The sequence below is a fragment of the Pseudomonas sp. NPDC087358 genome (assembly GCF_044900785.1).
Classification (GTDB): Bacteria; Pseudomonadota; Gammaproteobacteria; order Pseudomonadales; family Pseudomonadaceae; genus Aquipseudomonas.
In genome coordinates, this window is record NZ_JBJDOA010000007.1 from 271587 (window position 1) to 285918 (window position 14332).

Below are 14332 nucleotides of genomic sequence, written 5' to 3' on the forward strand. Positions count from 1 at the left end.
AGCTCACGCCTACAGGGGGGCTTTGGATAGTGAGCAAAGGCCTGAAGGTCCAGGCTTTTGTCTGGTGTTAATCAAATAATCCGCGCCACTTCGCTGTGCCGCTCCAGCTTGATCGCCACGAACTTTGAGGTCGGTGTGTGGCTGCCGTCCCCAACGCTTTCCAGCGGCACCAGCGGATTGACCTCCGGGTAGTATGCGGCGGCCTGACCGGCTGGAATATCGAACGGCAGCAGGGTGAAGCCCTTGACCCGCCGCACGATATCGTCGCCCCAGATCGACACGATGTCGGCTTTCTGCCCCGGTACGAAGCCCAGGCGAATGATGTCGGCCTCGTTGAGGAAGATCACGTCTCGCTGACCCTTGACCCCGCGATAACGGTCGTCCAGGCCATAGATGGTGGTGTTGTACTGATCGTGGGAGCGCATCGACTGCATGATCAGATCCGGCACGATGCCAGTCCCGCGAATGCTCTCGTGCACCAGATCGACCGGCAGTTGGTTGGGCTTGAAGTTGGCGCGAGCGCTCGGCGTATTCCAGCGACGTGTAGCCGCGGTATTGCCCAGATAGAACCCGCCCGGGTGCTTGATCTTCTCGTTGAAGTCCTTGAACGACGGAATGGTGTCGGCAATCAGGTCACGGATGCGGCTGTAGTCTTCCACCAGCCACAGCCAGTCGACCGGCTGCTTGCCCAGCGTTGCGTTGGCGATCCCCGCCAGAATCGCAGGCTCTGAACGCATATGGCGCGACAGCGGCTTGAGCTGGCCATTGGAGGCGTGGACCATGCTGAACGAGTCTTCCACGGTCACCGCTTGCGGGCCCTGAGCCTGGATGTCGATGTCGGTGCGGCCATAGCACGGCAGGATCAGCGCGTCCTTGCCGTGGGTGAGGTGGCTGCGGTTGAGCTTGGTGCTGATCTGTACGGTCAGGTCGCAGTTGCGCAGCGCTTCAAACGTACGCGGGCTGTCCGGCGTTGCCTGCGCGAAGTTGCCGCCCAGGCCGATGAACACTTTTGAACGGCCTTCGAGCATTGCATGAATCGCTTCGACCACGTTGTGGCCGTTGTCGCGCGGAACCTTGAACTGGAAACGTTTTTCCAGAGCATCCAGGAAGAACGCCGGTGGGCGCTCGTTGATGCCCATGGTGCGGTCGCCCTGCACGTTGCTGTGGCCACGCACCGGACACAGTCCGGCACCCGGGCGTCCGATGTTGCCGCGCAGCAGCATCAGGTTGGCGACTTCCTGAATGGTCGGCACCGAATGGCGATGCTGGGTGATCCCCATCGCCCAGCACATGATCACGTTCTTGCCTTTGACGTACATGCGCGCTGCGCGCTCGATGTCGACCAGCGGCAGCCCCGATTGCTCGACGATGAACTCCCAGGAGGTATCGTCGATAGCGTTCAGGTATTCCAGCACGCCCTGGGTGTGTTCATTGAGGAAGGCGTGGTCGAACACGGCCGCCTCGCCCTTGGCCTGGGCATCACGTTCCCACTGCAGTACGAATTTGGCCATGCCGCGCAACAGCGCCATGTCGCCGCCCAGGGCTGGGCGGAAGTAAGCGGTGTTGGTGGGCTCGGAGCCATTGCTGAGCATTTCCAGCGGATGTTGCGGATGCTGGAAGCGCTCCAGGCCACGCTCTTTGAGCGGGTTGACGCAGACCACCTGAGCACCACGCTGAACCGCCTCGCGCAGGGGTTCCAGCATGCGCGGGTGATTGGTGCCGGGGTTCTGGCCAAGGACGAAAATCGCGTCCGCGTGTTCGAAATCGTCGAACGTTACAGTGCCTTTGCCAACGCCCACGCTTTGCGACAAGGCAACGCCACTGGCTTCGTGGCACATGTTCGAGCAATCGGGAAAGTTGTTGGTGCCATAGGCGCGGACGAACAGCTGATACAGATACGCCGCTTCGTTGCTGGCCCGGCCGGAGGTGTAGAACTCGGCCATGTTCGGGCTTGGCAGGTTGTTCAGGTGTTTGGCGATCAGCGCGAAAGCATCGTCCCAGGCGATGGGCTTGTAACGGTCGGACTCGGCGTCATAGACCATCGGCTCGGTCAGGCGGCCCTGGTATTCGAGCCAGTAGTCGCTTTGCTCGAGCAGGGCGCTGACGCTGTAACGGGCGAAAAAGGACGGATCGACGCGGCGCTTGGTGGCCTCCCAGTTGACCGCCTTGGCGCCGTTCTCACAGAACTTGACCATGCCGCTTTCCGGCGAGTCGCCCCAGGCGCAACCCGGGCAGTCGAAACCGCCGTTCTGGTTGGTCTTGAGCATCATGCGCAGGTTTTTCAGCGCGTTGTCGCTGGTCAGCCATGCCTGGGTCACGCTGATCAGGGCGCCCCATCCCCCCGCCGGACCTTTGTAAGGCTTGTAGCGAGGAACGGGGGTCTTGTCGGCTTGTTTGTGCATGCTCACGCTTAATTCTCCAAGGCAGGACTGTAGACCCGCGGCGCACTGTGTTTTGGCAAATGAATGAGATTGAGGTTGTGACGGCGTGCCCATTGCAGCGCCAGGCCGGTGGGCGAGGACAGGCTGACCAGGGTCTGAATACCGGCACGCAGGACCTTTTGAATCAGCTCCAGGCTGCAGCGGCTGGTGACCACCGCCAAGCCGCCGGTGGCCGGGATGTTCTGGCGAATCAGCGCGCCGATCAGCTTGTCCAGGGCGTTGTGTCGGCCGATGTCTTCGCGGCCCATCAGCAACTGACCCTGAGCGTTCATGAACATCGCGGCATGGACCGCGCCGCAGTGCTCGCCCAGCGGCTGGAACTCGCTCATGCGCTCACGCAAGCCGTTGAGCCATTCGGCTGGTGGCAGCGGGGCACCGGCCAGCACCTTAAGCTCGGGCAAGGCCTGTTCGACCGCTTCCACGCCGCACAGTCCGCAGCCGCTGGTGCCCGCCAGCTGTCGGCGCTGGGTCTTGAGGTTCCAGAACGCGCGACTGGCAATTTCCACCTCTGCCGTTTGTGCAGAGCCACAGCCACCGAGCTTGATGTCGTAGATCTCGTCGGGCGACTCGATAATGCCGCTGCCGATGCTGAACCCGACGATGAAGTCTTCCAGATCGGTGGGCGTGACCAGCATCACAGCCTGGCTGATGCCGTTATAGGCAATGGCCAGCGCCACCTCTTCGGCGAGCACGTTGGGCTCAGAGGTATCGTGTTCCAGGTTCGAGTAGCTGTAAGACTGGCTTGCGGCAGGCGCGGGCAGTTGTCTTGCGGGCGTCGTGCTCTCCGTGGGCTTGGCACGCATCGGGAAGTACCGGCAGAGTATTCAGGCCTTAAGCCTAGGCCTGCGCTCGAATAACGTCTAATCGCTAGTACTGATGTCTTGATAGATGACGTCGATCAAGATGGCTCGATCATTTTCTGATACACGCCAAAGCACGCCTCCGCCAATGCTGAACGTGGAGCCGTGCGGCGCATGATCAAGCCCAGTCGCGCGAGCGTCTGAGCCTGTTCGATAGGCTGCAGGCGCAGATGCTCGGTCAGGGTTTCCAGCCCGCCGTCGAGCGGCATGATCGCGCAGCAGAATCCGCCATGCACCGCCTGCAACAGCTGGTGCACGGCGTCTGTCTGGATCAGTGGCTGGGGCTGCAGGCCACGGCTGTGGAAGTTATGGTCGATGGACTGGCGAAAGTGCATGCCGCTGGTGAGCATGCCCAACGGCAGTTCGATCAGGCTTTGCCAACTCAGCGGCTCAGCGCCAAAACTGAAGTGACGCCGGTCGTACATCAGCCCCATGCGCGTTTCGGCCAGCTGCAGCGAGTCGAAACGGTCTGTGTCCAGCCGGTCGAGGTACGACACGCCCAGATCCAGGCGGTTGCTCGCCAGCTGATCGAGGATCTGCTCGGAACTGAGCGACGACAGTTCGAAACGCATGTTCGGGTGAATGCTGTGCAGGCGTTGCAGCAATGGCAGCGGGTCGAAGTTCGACAGCGGCACCACGCCCAGTCTCAAGGTGCCGACCAGATGCCCACGACAGGCCGCAGCCTCGGCCTGCAAGCCGTCATAAGCGGCCAGTACCGTGCGCGCCCAGGCCAGCACGCGCTCGCCGGGAGCGGTGAAACCTTCGAAGCGTTGGCCGCGATTGACCAGCGGCAGATCCAGCTCTTCCTCAAGGCTGCGCAAGCGCATGGACAAGGTTGGCTGAGTGATGTGACACCGCGCAGCGGCCTGCCCGAAGTGACGGGTTTCGTCGAGGGCGATCAGGAATTTCAGCTGTTTGATGTCCATTGTCACTCCGCAAGGCACTGGGCTGGCCCGGCGATTCTAACGCGACAGGATGTCGCACGGGGTGCTGAACTGCAGGAGTGAGCTTGCTCGCGATATGTTTTTACATCTGACAGCGATGCAGCGAATGTACTGGCCGCTCGCGAGCAAGCTCACTTCTACATTGGATCGCGGGTCACAACCCCTCTATCAACGCCCGATAATCCTCGAGCGCGGCAAACTCCTCGGTGTCTTTCGGGCCTTTGCGGCTGTCCGGCTCGCGCACTGCCAGCAAGTGCTTCACACCATAACGCCCGGCGCTGCGCAGGATCGGCAGGGTGTCATCGATGAACAGGCTGCGTGCCGGGTCAAAGTCGATCTCGGCGTGCAGGGCGTCCCAGAACTGCGGGTTTTCCTTGGGATATCCGTAGTCGTGAGAGCTGATCAGCCGCTCGAAGTACGGCGCCAGTTGCAGGCGTTCCATCTTCAGCGACAGTGAGTCACGGTGGGCGTTGGTGATCATGATCACGCGCTTGCCCGCCTGCTTGAGCGCCGCCAGAAAGGTCTGGGCGTCAGGCCGCAGGGCGATCAGATGGGCGATCTCGACTTTCAGGTCCTTGACCGACAGTTTCAGCTCGGCGCTCCAGAAATCAGTGCAATACCAGTTCAGCGTGCCTGCATTCTTTTCGAACAGCGGCAGCAGCTCCATTTCAGCCATGGCCCGGCTGACCCCATGCAGTTCGGCGTAGCGCTGGGGTAAGTGTTCAAGCCAGAAATGATTGTCGAAGTGCAGGTCCAGTAGCGTGCCGTCCATATCCAGCAGAACGGTGTCGATATCGCGCCAGGGCAAAGAAGGCATACGGATCTCTCGGCGTTTATGGGTTCTTTCCGACAAAGACATTCGGAAAAGCCACGGTATAGTACCCCGTCTACGCCAAGGAGCTCGTCATGCGCCAGAAACCCACCGTCCTCGCCCGTGAAATCGTCGCGAGCAGCCGCCTGTTCCGAGTCGAGGAAGTGCAGTTGCGCTTCTCCAACGGCGTCGAACGTGTCTACGAACGTCTGGTCGGACGCGGTAATGGCTATGGCGCGGTGATGATCGTGGCCATGCTCGACGCCGAGCATGCGGTGCTGGTGGAGGAATACTGCGGCGGCACTGACGAATACGAAGTGTCGTTGCCCAAAGGCCTGGTCGAGCCCGGCGAAGACATACTGGCGGCGGCAAATCGTGAGCTCAAGGAGGAGGCGGGCTACGGCGCGCGGCAGTTGGAGCACCTCACCGAACTGTCCCTTTCGCCCGGCTACATGAGCCAGAAAATCCAGGTGGTGTTGGCCACCGATCTGTACGAAGAGCGCCTGCCGGGCGATGAGCCCGAGCCGATGCGTGTCGACAAGATCAACCTGCGAGAGCTTGCGAGCCTGGTGCAACACCCTCAGTTTTCCGAAGGCCGCGCACTGGCCGCGCTGTACCTGGCGCGCGACCTGCTGACGCAACGCGGAGCCTTTCAGCCATGACGCGGACCTTTGCTGATTTGCCGCATCCGTTGCTGGCTCCGGTGATCGATCTGTGCCGGCGTGCAGGCGACGTCATCCTGCCGTTCTGGCGAGCAGGCGTGGAAGTCACGACCAAGTCCGATGACTCACCTGTGACGGCCGCCGACCTCGCGGCTCATGAATTGCTGGTTGCAGGGTTGAAAGCGCTGGATGCGCAGATTCGGATTCTGTCCGAGGAAGACGCCGACATCGCGCTGAGCGAGCGCAGTCAATGGCAGCGATGGTGGCTGGTCGACCCGCTGGATGGCACCAAGGAGTTCATTTCCGGCAGTGAGGAGTTCACCGTCAATGTCGCGCTGATCGAGAACGGCCGCGTGGTGTTCGGTGTGGTGTCGATGCCGACCAACAATCGTTGTTATTTCGGTGGTGCGGGGTTGGGCGCATGGCGCAGTGACGATGCTGATCACATCGAGCCCATCAAGGTGCGCAACCAGCCCGCTGCGGGAGAGTCATTCACCGTGGTTGCCAGCCGGCGCCATTCCAGTGCGCAGCAGCAGGCGTTGCTCGCCGGTTTGTCGACGGTGGTGGGTGAGTTGCAGCTGACCACCATCGGCAGCTCGCTGAAGTTCTGTCTGCTGGCTGAAGGCGCTGCCGATTGCTACCCGCGCCTGGCGCCGACCTCGCAATGGGACACCGCCGCCGCTCAGGGAGTGCTCGAGGGTGCGGGCGGGGTGGTGTTGAATCTGGCTGGCGAGACGTTCGACTATCCGGCCCGGGAGTCGCTGCTCAATTCGTTTTTTCTGGCGCTTCCCGCCGAGGCGTCCTGGCGTGATGCCCTGATCCAGTTGGCAAGGCAGGAGCAGGAATAACACACGGGCGAGCTTGCGAGCCAGGATTACCGACCCTCGATCGCTCCCACGCTCCGCGCGGTAGCACCTCGCCAGACGCTCCGCGTCGCCTGTGGGTGACGCAGAGCGTCACGGGCTGCATTCCCACGCGGAGCGTGGGAACGATCCCTCCATAGCGCCGCGTGCTTGATCGCTCCCACGCTCCGCGCGGTAGCACCTCGCCAGACGCCCCGCGTCGCCTGTGGGTGACGCAGAGCGTCACGGGCTGCATTCCCACGCGGAGCGTGGGGACGATCCCTCCATAGCGCCGCGTGCTTATGATTCTGCCCGCAGGGCGTGGGAGTCTGGCTTGCCAGACGATCTGGCGCGCAGCGGCAGTAAATGTAGCCAGCGGGGTGTGTCAGGCAAAAACCCAGGTCTCACATTTACAACTGCGTCGCCAGCAGGTCAGGCCCCACGCCCTGCGGGCAGAAGCGGGTGGCAGTCAACGATGCAACACATACTGCCCCTCGAACTCCACCGCCGAATCGTCCGAACCCTCGGCCACGATTCGCGTCTTCAGCACCAGCCGCGCCCGTCCACGGCGCTGGTACGTCTTCAGGAACCTGTCCCAGGTCGCATCGTCCGGTGCGTCACAGATGGCCACGCCGTCGCGCTTGACCGGCAGGGGATAGCTGATCTGACCCTCCTGGATCACGATATGACCGTCGTCGATCCCCGCCTCTTTGAGCCGCAGATACAGCCAGCCCCAGCCCGCCAGAACGGCGCCGCAATAGAGGCTGCCGCCGAACAACGTGCTTTTGTGGTTGATGTTCTGCGCCAGCGGCAGGTGCAGGCGCAACTGGTGATCGTGCCAGGCAAGGACCGTCACGCCCATGTCCCGGGTCAGCGGAATGTCCTGATGCAGGACGGCTTGCAAAGTCTGGATGGCACCGGGTTCGGTCATGGTGTTATCTCTGTCGTGTACCTGACCTCGCCAACACACCAATACCTGTAGCGGTCCGGCTTGCCGGCGGTGAGGTGGGTAAAATCGCCACCGCCGGCAAGTCGTGTTGCGACAGGTGAGTGTGGTGCTTGCTCAATCATTGTCATCGGAACCGCTGCCGCTGAAGTTCAGGCCATGCTTGCGCAGCTTGTCGTGCAGGGTCTTGCGCGGCACGCCCAGGGCTTCGGCCAGGCTGCGTACCGAACTGTGAGGGCGAGTCAGTTCGGCGGCGATCAAGGCCCGTTCGAAGGCCTCGACCTGTTCACTGAGGCCACCACCGGTCGATGGCATGTCCTGTTGTGCAGCACCTTCGAGCTCCAGCTCAAGGCCCAGGGCGAAGCGCTCCGCGGCGTTTTGCAGTTCGCGTACGTTACCCGGCCAGTTATGACGCAGCAACATCGCCCGCTGCCCCGGTTGCAGCTCGTGACGAGGCAGGCCGTGGCGCAGGCTGGCGGCGTCGGCAAAATGCTGGAACAGCACCAGCGCATCCTCGCCGCGTTCGCGCAGTGGCGGGATTCGCAGGGGCGCGACGTTCAGCCGGTAATACAAGTCAGCCCGGAAGCGGCCCTGATCGGCGGCCTGGCGCAGGTCTTCCTTGGTCGCAGCGATGACCCGGATATCCAGCGCAATCTGTTGATTGCCACCCAGACGCTCGACCACCCGCTCCTGCAATAGACGCAACAGCTTGACCTGCACGTCCATGCTCATACTCTCGATCTCATCGAGAAACAGCGTACCGCCGTTGGCGAACTCGAACTTGCCGATGCGCCGCTTCTGCGCTCCGGTGAAGGCGCCCGGCTCATGACCGAACAGCTCGCTTTCCACGACCGATTCGGCCAGTGCCCCGGCGTTGATCGCCACGAACGGGCCGCTGCGCCGATTGGACAGGTCATGCAGTGCCCGGGCGACGACCTCCTTACCGGCGCCGGTTTCTCCCAGAATCAACACGTCGGCCTTGGTCGCGGCCAGCGCGCCGATCTGATCGCGCAGACGCAGCATCGGCGCCGACAGGCCCACCAGCCGCGTACTCAACTGCTGGCGATCGCTCAGTTCCAGGCGCAGGCTGCGGTTGTCCAGCACCAGTCGACGCAAGGCCAGCGCTCGGCGCACGCTGTCGAGCAGGGCATCGCTGGCGAACGGTTTTTCGAGGAAATCATAGGCCCCCGCGCGCATGGCCTGTACCGCCAGCGGCACGTCGCCGTGGCCGGTGATCAGCAGCACCGGCAAGTCCGGATCCTGAGCGTGCAACTGGTTCAGCAGTTCAAGGCCGTCGATGCCCGGCATGCGAATGTCGCTGACGATGACCCCCGGCCAATCGCGCTCGATACGCGCTTGCAGGCCTTTGGCATCGCCCAACGGCAGGATTTTCAGACCGGCCAGATCCAGGGTCTGGGTCAGTGCCTGACGCAGATGCGGGTCGTCGTCGATCAGCACAACCTCAATCCTGCTGTCGATGGCGGTGTCCGTGGTCATGCAGATAGATCCTCTGGCGGTTGAAGGCTGACTCCCGATGCCCCGGCGCGCATGCGCAGGGTGAGCAGCGCGCCGCCTTGCGGGTGGTTGGCGAACAGCAGCTCGCCGCCCAGTGCGAGCATCAGGGTATCGCAGATCGCAAGGCCCAGGCCCAATCCTTGAGTACGGGTCTTGGTGGTGAAGAACGGCTCGCGGGCATGCTCCAGCGCTTCCCGGGAAAACCCCGGACCGTTGTCGCGAATGTACAGGTTGACGCCCTCGGCGCTGTGCTCGGCACTGATCCACAGTTTGCGCGGCGGACCTTTCTCGGTCAGCGCATCCAGCGCATTGGCCAGCAGATTGCCCAGCACCTGGCGCAGACGGGTTTCACCGGCCTGGACCCACAGCGTGGCATCCGGCAGATCGCGTATCAGCTCGACTTCCATGGCGCGTCGGCGTTTGGCCAGCAACGCCAGCGCGTCATCCAGTGCCGGTTGCAGCGCAACGCTTTCCGGTGCGTGGCGATCACGGCGGGCGAAGGCACGCAGATGCGCGATGATCGAGGCCATGCGCCCGGTCAGTTCGCTGATCAACTTCAAATTACCGCGCGCATCGTCGGTGCGCTGATGATCGAGCAGCACCTCGGCGTTCTCTGCGTAGCTGCGGATGGCTGCCAGTGGCTGATTGAGTTCATGGCTGATACTGGCCGACATCGTCCCTAGGGCTGAAAGCTTGCCCGCCTGAACCAGCTCATCCTGTGCCCGGAACAGCTCCTGTTGCGCGTGTTCGCGCTCCAGCACTTCCTGGCGCAATCGCCGGTTCAGGCCTTCCAGGTCACTGGTGCGCTCGACCACTCGCACCTCCAGCTCGCGCCGTGCCTCGCCTTCGAAGTTGATGCGGTCCAGATAATGACGGCGGCGTTGCATCATGATGCCCAACAGCAGCATCACCACCAGCAAGGTGGCGCCGCCAATTGCCACGACGGTGCGCACGGGCCGGGAGACCAGCACCTTGGGCGCCAGGATATTCACGCTCCAGCCCGTCTCATCGATTTGCTGGGTCTGCGTCAGCCAGCCGTTTTGGTCCAGCTGCAACGGCCGTGGATCGCGGGTCGGGTAGGGCATGACGGTAATGATGGCCTGCTTTTCTTCCTCGCTCAGCGGCCGGGTCGCGCGAAAACGCCAGGCAGGGTTGGAGGTGAGGATGACCACGCCGTTATGGTCGGTGACCAGCAGCTGCTCCGGGGTCTTGCCCCACAGGGTCTCGGTCAGGTCCAGGTCGACCTTGACCACCAGTACGCCGATCACCGTGTTGCCGTCGCGCACGGCGGCGGCAAAGAAATAACCGCGCTTGGCCGAGGTGGTGCCCAAACCGAAGAAGCGTCCGAGATTACCGGCCATGGCGTTGCTGAAGTAGGGCCGAAAGGCAAAGTTGCGGCCCACGAAACTGTCGCGCTTGTCCCAATTGGAGGCGGCCAGGGTGTCGCCATTGGGGGCCATCAGGTAGATGACTTCCGCGCCGGTCTGGCTGGCGATATTCATCAGCAACTGATTGGCGTTGTTCTGGGTCGAGGTGTCCTGGGGGTTGGCCAGGGTGGCGCGCAGGCCGGGCAGGTCGCCGAGGATCTGCGGCAGGACCTCATAGCGGTGCAGGGTACCGAGCAGGTTGGCGACGTACAGGTCCAGGGTCTGACGATTCTGGCTCAGCAGTTCGTTGCGATAGTAGTGCTCGGCCAGACGTTCGAGCGGCCACAGCAGCGGCGCCAGGATCAAGGCCAGCAATGCAAGGCTGCGCCAGCGGGGGCGACGAGGGAGAGCGGAAGAAGTCATCGGTGGCGTACGCCGGTTCATATCGGATGTACGCCGCATTATGCCTACCGCTGCTGTGCTAAGCACTCCAGCAATGCGTCATGCCAGTCCGGCTGGGTGACACCCCATTGGCGTTGCAGCAGGCTGCAGTCCAGCCGCGAGTTGAGCGGGCGCAGCGCCGGGGTCGGATAGGCGCTGGACGGGATGGGCTCCAGGGTCGCGCAAGGCTTGCCGGCCTTGGTCAGTTGCTCGCCAATGGCCTGGGCAAAACCGAACCATGAGGTCTGGCCACTGGCGGTGAGGTGGTAGACACCCCAGGCGCCCGGCGTGCTGTCGCGCCAGCGTTCGATCAGCTCACGCGTGCTCTGGGCGATGGTGCCTGCCCAGGTAGGCGCGCCGATCTGATCGGCAACGATGCTCAGTTTTTCGCGCTCTTGCAGCAGGCGCTGCATGGTCAGCAGAAAGTTGCGACCGGTCAGGGAGTAGACCCAGCTGGTGCGCAATACCAGATACTGCCCGCCGGCTGCGGCAATTGCCTGCTCACCGGCCAGTTTGCTGCTGCCGTAGACCCCTAGCGGATTGGGCGCGTCCGCCTCATTCCACATTCCATCCTTGCTGCCATCGAACACGTAGTCGGTGGAGTAGTGGATGAACGGAATCCCCAGCGCGGCGGCTTCCTCGGCGAAAATTCCCGGGGAAGTGCCATTGATCGCCAACGCCAGTTCGGGCTCGCTCTGCGCCTGATCCACCGCCGTGTGAGCGGCGGCATTGATGATCAGGTCCGGTTTGACCTCTCGCACCACTGCGCGGATCGACTCCGGCTGGCTGAGGTCCAGCCGCTCGCGGCCCAGCACGATCAATTCGCCAAGATCCTTCAGGCTCTGTTGCAAGGCCTGCGACACCTGGCCGTGCTGACCGCTGATCAGAATCCGCGGCGGCCTACTCATTCGAACAGGTCCGCGTCTGCCAGGGGCTTGCCGACCTGATCCTTGGCCGAGAGCCTGGGCTCCTCGGTCAGGCCCCAGTCGATGGCAAGTTCGGGATCATTCCAGCGGATGCAGCGTTCGGCGGACGGTGTGTAGTAGTCGGTGGTCTTGTAGAGGAACTCGGCGTAATCACTCAGCACCAGGAAACCATGGGCGAAGCCTGGCGGAATCCAGAGCTGTTTCGCGTTTTCTGCCGACAGCTCCAGGCCGAACCATTTGCCGAAGTTCGGCGAGCTGCGACGGATATCCACGGCGATGTCCAGCACGCTGCCCGCAGTGACGCGCACCAGCTTGCCTTGGGCGTTTTCGATCTGATAGTGCAGGCCGCGCAACACGCCCTTTTGCGAGCGTGAATGGTTGTCCTGCACGAAAGGCGTGTTGACCCCTGTTGCCTCGGCGAACGCCTGGGCGTTGAAGCTCTCGTAAAAGAACCCGCGCTCATCGCCGAACACCTTGGGTTCGATGACCAGCACTTCAGGCAACTCGCTCTTGATGACTTTCACTGATTTTCCCCCGCAATCTTGAACAGGTACTGACCGTAACCGGTCTTGCCGAAATAATCAGCCCTGCTCAGCAGGTGCGCGCGGTCGATCCAGCCGTTCTGGAAGGCAATTTCTTCAAGGCAGGCAACCTTCAAGCCTTGGCGGTGCTCGATGGTCTGCACGTACTGCGAGGCATCGAGCAGGCTGTCGTGGGTGCCGGTATCCAGCCAGGCAAAGCCGCGTCCGAAGCGTTCGACACGCAGGTCGCCACGTTCCAGATAGGCGTTGTTGACGTCGGTGATTTCGAGCTCGCCACGAGGGGAGGGTTTGACGTCCTTGGCGATCTGGATGACTTCGTTGTCGTAGAAATACAGACCGGTTACGGCATAGCTGGACTTCGGCGCCTTGGGTTTTTCTTCGATGGACAGCGCATGGCCTGCTTCATCGAAATCGATCACACCGAAACGCTCGGGATCCTTGACCCAGTAACCGAACACGGTGGCCCCGGCGGCATGGTTGGCGGCGCGTTTGAGCTGATCGCTGAAGTGCTGACCGTGGAAGATGTTATCGCCCAGAATCAGGCACACCGAGTCATCGCCGATGAACTCTTCGCCGATCAGGAACGCCTGGGCCAGGCCGTCGGGCCTGGGTTGCTCGGCGTAGTGAAAGTGCACGCCGAACTGGCTGCCGTCACCGAGCAATGCCTTGTACTGCGGGAGGTCCAGCGGCGTGGAAATGACCAGGATTTCCTTGATGCCAGCGAGCATCAACACCGAGATCGGGTAGTAGATCATCGGTTTGTCGTAGATCGGCAGCAGTTGTTTGGATACGCCGAGCGTGATCGGGTGCAGGCGTGTGCCAGAGCCACCGGCCAATACGATTCCTTTAGTCATGCGATCAAATCCTTCACGTGGGTGCCCAAGCGTTCGCCCTGGTAGCTGCCGTCCTGCACGTTGCGGCACCACTCAAGGTTATCCAGATACCACTGCACGGTTTTGCGCAGTCCCGATTCGAATGTCTCTTGCGGCTTCCAGCCCAGCTCGCGTTCGATCTTGCTGGCGTCGATGGCGTAGCGCATGTCATGGCCGGGGCGGTCGGTCACGTAGGTGATCAGCTCGGCATAGTTGGCCACGCCCTTGCGTTGTTCCGGCGCCAGCTCTTCGAGCAGTGCGCAGATACCACGCACGACGTCGATGTTCTTCTGCTCGTTGTGGCCGCCAATGTTGTAGGTCTCGCCGACCTTGCCCTCGGTGACCACCTTGTACAAGGCGCGGGCATGGTCCTCGACGAACAGCCAGTCACGCACTTGCAGGCCATTGCCATACACCGGCAGCTTTTTACCCGCCAATGCGTTGAGGATCACCAGCGGGATGAGTTTCTCCGGGAAGTGGAACGGCCCATAGTTGTTCGAGCAGTTGGTGATCACCACCGGCAGGCCGTAGGTGCGCTGCCAGGCGCGGACCAGGTGGTCGGATGCGGCCTTGCTGGCCGAGTACGGCGAGCTTGGCGCATAGGGCGTGGTTTCGGTGAACAGGTCATCGACGCCGTGCAGGTCGCCATACACCTCGTCGGTAGAGATATGGTGGAAGCGGAACGCAGCCCGCTCGGCGTCCGGCAATGCCTGCCAGTAGCCACGCGTGGCTTCCAGCAGACTGTAGGTGCCGACGATGTTGGTCTGGATGAATTCCGACGGGCCATCGATGGAACGGTCGACATGCGACTCCGCGGCCAGGTGCATGATCGCATCAGGCGCGAAACGCTCCAGCACCTTACTGACGGCGGCCTGATCGACGATATCCTGCTGCACGAATTCGTACCGGGTGTTGGTCACGATACTTTGCAGCGATTCAAGGTTGCCAGCGTAGGTCAGTTTGTCGAAATTCAGTACGTCATGTTCGGTGTTGTTGATCAAATGGCGGATCAGCGCAGAACCGATAAAACCGGCGCCACCGGTGACAAGTATTCGCATGGCTAAACCTTCTTCCCTGGATGGACGTCAAGATTACGAAGCATAGCTTGTGGGCGGGCGGTGACCGGCGCAAGGCGCAATGTGCCCAGAGGCCATGAAATTAAT

Annotated in this window: 13 protein-coding genes; 2 read left to right on the forward strand and 11 right to left on the reverse strand. The window is 62.2% G+C overall.

All coding sequences use genetic code 11. From position 1 onward, the window contains the following. Positions 1-71 precede the first annotated feature (71 nt). From ACI2KS_RS18400 to yrfG, 4 genes are all read right to left on the reverse strand, one after another. Positions 72-2402 (reverse strand): FdhF/YdeP family oxidoreductase, encoded by a 2331-nt coding sequence (locus tag ACI2KS_RS18400; protein ID WP_404622513.1) that lies wholly within the window; start codon positions 2400-2402, stop codon positions 72-74. Between the two features lie 8 nt (positions 2403-2410). Further along, positions 2411-3244 carry a formate dehydrogenase accessory sulfurtransferase FdhD gene (gene fdhD / locus ACI2KS_RS18405; RefSeq protein WP_404622403.1) on the reverse strand — a complete coding sequence of 278 codons (834 nt, stop codon included), beginning with the start codon at positions 3242-3244 and terminating at the stop codon, positions 2411-2413. A gap of 95 nt (positions 3245-3339) precedes the next feature. After that, entirely contained in the window at positions 3340-4227 is an 888-nt protein-coding gene (locus ACI2KS_RS18410; RefSeq protein ID WP_404622404.1) for a LysR family transcriptional regulator, read from the reverse strand. Positions 4228-4399: 172 nt separating this feature from the next. Then, on the reverse strand, positions 4400-5062 hold the full coding sequence (yrfG, locus tag ACI2KS_RS18415; RefSeq protein ID WP_404622405.1) for a GMP/IMP nucleotidase: 663 nt from the start codon (positions 5060-5062) through the stop codon (positions 4400-4402). 89 nt (positions 5063-5151) lie between these two features. Between yrfG and nudE the strand changes: the two genes are divergently transcribed. Then, positions 5152-5718 (forward strand): ADP compounds hydrolase NudE, encoded by a 567-nt coding sequence (gene nudE, locus ACI2KS_RS18420; RefSeq protein WP_404622406.1) that lies wholly within the window; start codon positions 5152-5154, stop codon positions 5716-5718. Then, positions 5715-6566 (forward strand): 3'(2'),5'-bisphosphate nucleotidase CysQ, encoded by an 852-nt coding sequence (gene cysQ / locus ACI2KS_RS18425; RefSeq protein ID WP_404622407.1) that lies wholly within the window; start codon positions 5715-5717, stop codon positions 6564-6566. Before nudE ends, cysQ begins: the two co-directional genes overlap by 4 nt. Positions 6567-7029: 463 nt before the next feature. Here cysQ and ACI2KS_RS18430 read toward each other — a convergent pair whose 3' ends face one another. The 7 genes from ACI2KS_RS18430 to rfbB form a co-directional block, all read right to left on the reverse strand. Continuing rightward, a complete protein-coding gene (locus tag ACI2KS_RS18430; RefSeq protein ID WP_404622408.1) occupies positions 7030-7491 on the reverse strand; it encodes a YiiD C-terminal domain-containing protein in 462 nt (153 codons plus the stop codon). A 132-nt stretch (positions 7492-7623) separates the two neighbouring features. After that, a complete protein-coding gene (locus tag ACI2KS_RS18435) occupies positions 7624-9003 on the reverse strand; it encodes a sigma-54-dependent transcriptional regulator (RefSeq protein ID WP_404622409.1) in 1380 nt (459 codons plus the stop codon). Further along, a complete protein-coding gene (locus ACI2KS_RS18440) occupies positions 9000-10811 on the reverse strand; it encodes an ATP-binding protein (protein WP_404622410.1) in 1812 nt (603 codons plus the stop codon). The genes ACI2KS_RS18435 and ACI2KS_RS18440 overlap by 4 nt, the downstream gene beginning before the upstream one ends. 44 nt (positions 10812-10855) lie before the next feature. Then, on the reverse strand, positions 10856-11737 hold the full coding sequence (rfbD, locus tag ACI2KS_RS18445; protein ID WP_404622411.1) for a dTDP-4-dehydrorhamnose reductase: 882 nt from the start codon (positions 11735-11737) through the stop codon (positions 10856-10858). Then, positions 11734-12279: a dTDP-4-dehydrorhamnose 3,5-epimerase gene (gene rfbC, locus ACI2KS_RS18450; protein WP_404622412.1), complete on the reverse strand. Its 546-nt coding sequence runs from the start codon at positions 12277-12279 to the stop codon at positions 11734-11736. The genes rfbD and rfbC overlap by 4 nt, the downstream gene beginning before the upstream one ends. Continuing rightward, positions 12276-13151 carry a glucose-1-phosphate thymidylyltransferase RfbA gene (gene rfbA, locus ACI2KS_RS18455; protein WP_404622413.1) on the reverse strand — a complete coding sequence of 292 codons (876 nt, stop codon included), beginning with the start codon at positions 13149-13151 and terminating at the stop codon, positions 12276-12278. The genes rfbC and rfbA overlap by 4 nt, the downstream gene beginning before the upstream one ends. Then, the gene (rfbB, locus tag ACI2KS_RS18460) at positions 13148-14227 is read right to left on the reverse strand and encodes a dTDP-glucose 4,6-dehydratase (RefSeq protein ID WP_404622414.1); all 1080 of its coding nucleotides are present in this window, start codon (positions 14225-14227) and stop codon (positions 13148-13150) included. Before rfbB ends, rfbA begins: the two co-directional genes overlap by 4 nt. Positions 14228-14332: the final 105 nt, after the last annotated feature.

Coding starts and splice junctions, on each gene's coding strand:
- ACI2KS_RS18400 (WP_404622513.1), bottom strand. CDS start 2,402: ATGCACAAACAAGCCGACAAGACCCCCGTTCCTCGCTACAAGCCTTAC.
- fdhD (WP_404622403.1), bottom strand. CDS start 3,244: ATGCGTGCCAAGCCCACGGAGAGCACGACGCCCGCAAGACAACTGCCC.
- ACI2KS_RS18410 (WP_404622404.1), bottom strand. CDS start 4,227: ATGGACATCAAACAGCTGAAATTCCTGATCGCCCTCGACGAAACCCGT.
- yrfG (WP_404622405.1), bottom strand. CDS start 5,062: ATGCCTTCTTTGCCCTGGCGCGATATCGACACCGTTCTGCTGGATATG.
- nudE (WP_404622406.1), top strand. CDS start 5,152: ATGCGCCAGAAACCCACCGTCCTCGCCCGTGAAATCGTCGCGAGCAGC.
- cysQ (WP_404622407.1), top strand. CDS start 5,715: ATGACGCGGACCTTTGCTGATTTGCCGCATCCGTTGCTGGCTCCGGTG.
- ACI2KS_RS18430 (WP_404622408.1), bottom strand. CDS start 7,491: ATGACCGAACCCGGTGCCATCCAGACTTTGCAAGCCGTCCTGCATCAG.
- ACI2KS_RS18435 (WP_404622409.1), bottom strand. CDS start 9,003: ATGACCACGGACACCGCCATCGACAGCAGGATTGAGGTTGTGCTGATC.
- ACI2KS_RS18440 (WP_404622410.1), bottom strand. CDS start 10,811: ATGACTTCTTCCGCTCTCCCTCGTCGCCCCCGCTGGCGCAGCCTTGCA.
- rfbD (WP_404622411.1), bottom strand. CDS start 11,737: ATGAGTAGGCCGCCGCGGATTCTGATCAGCGGTCAGCACGGCCAGGTG.
- rfbA (WP_404622413.1), bottom strand. CDS start 13,151: ATGACTAAAGGAATCGTATTGGCCGGTGGCTCTGGCACACGCCTGCAC.
- rfbB (WP_404622414.1), bottom strand. CDS start 14,227: ATGCGAATACTTGTCACCGGTGGCGCCGGTTTTATCGGTTCTGCGCTG.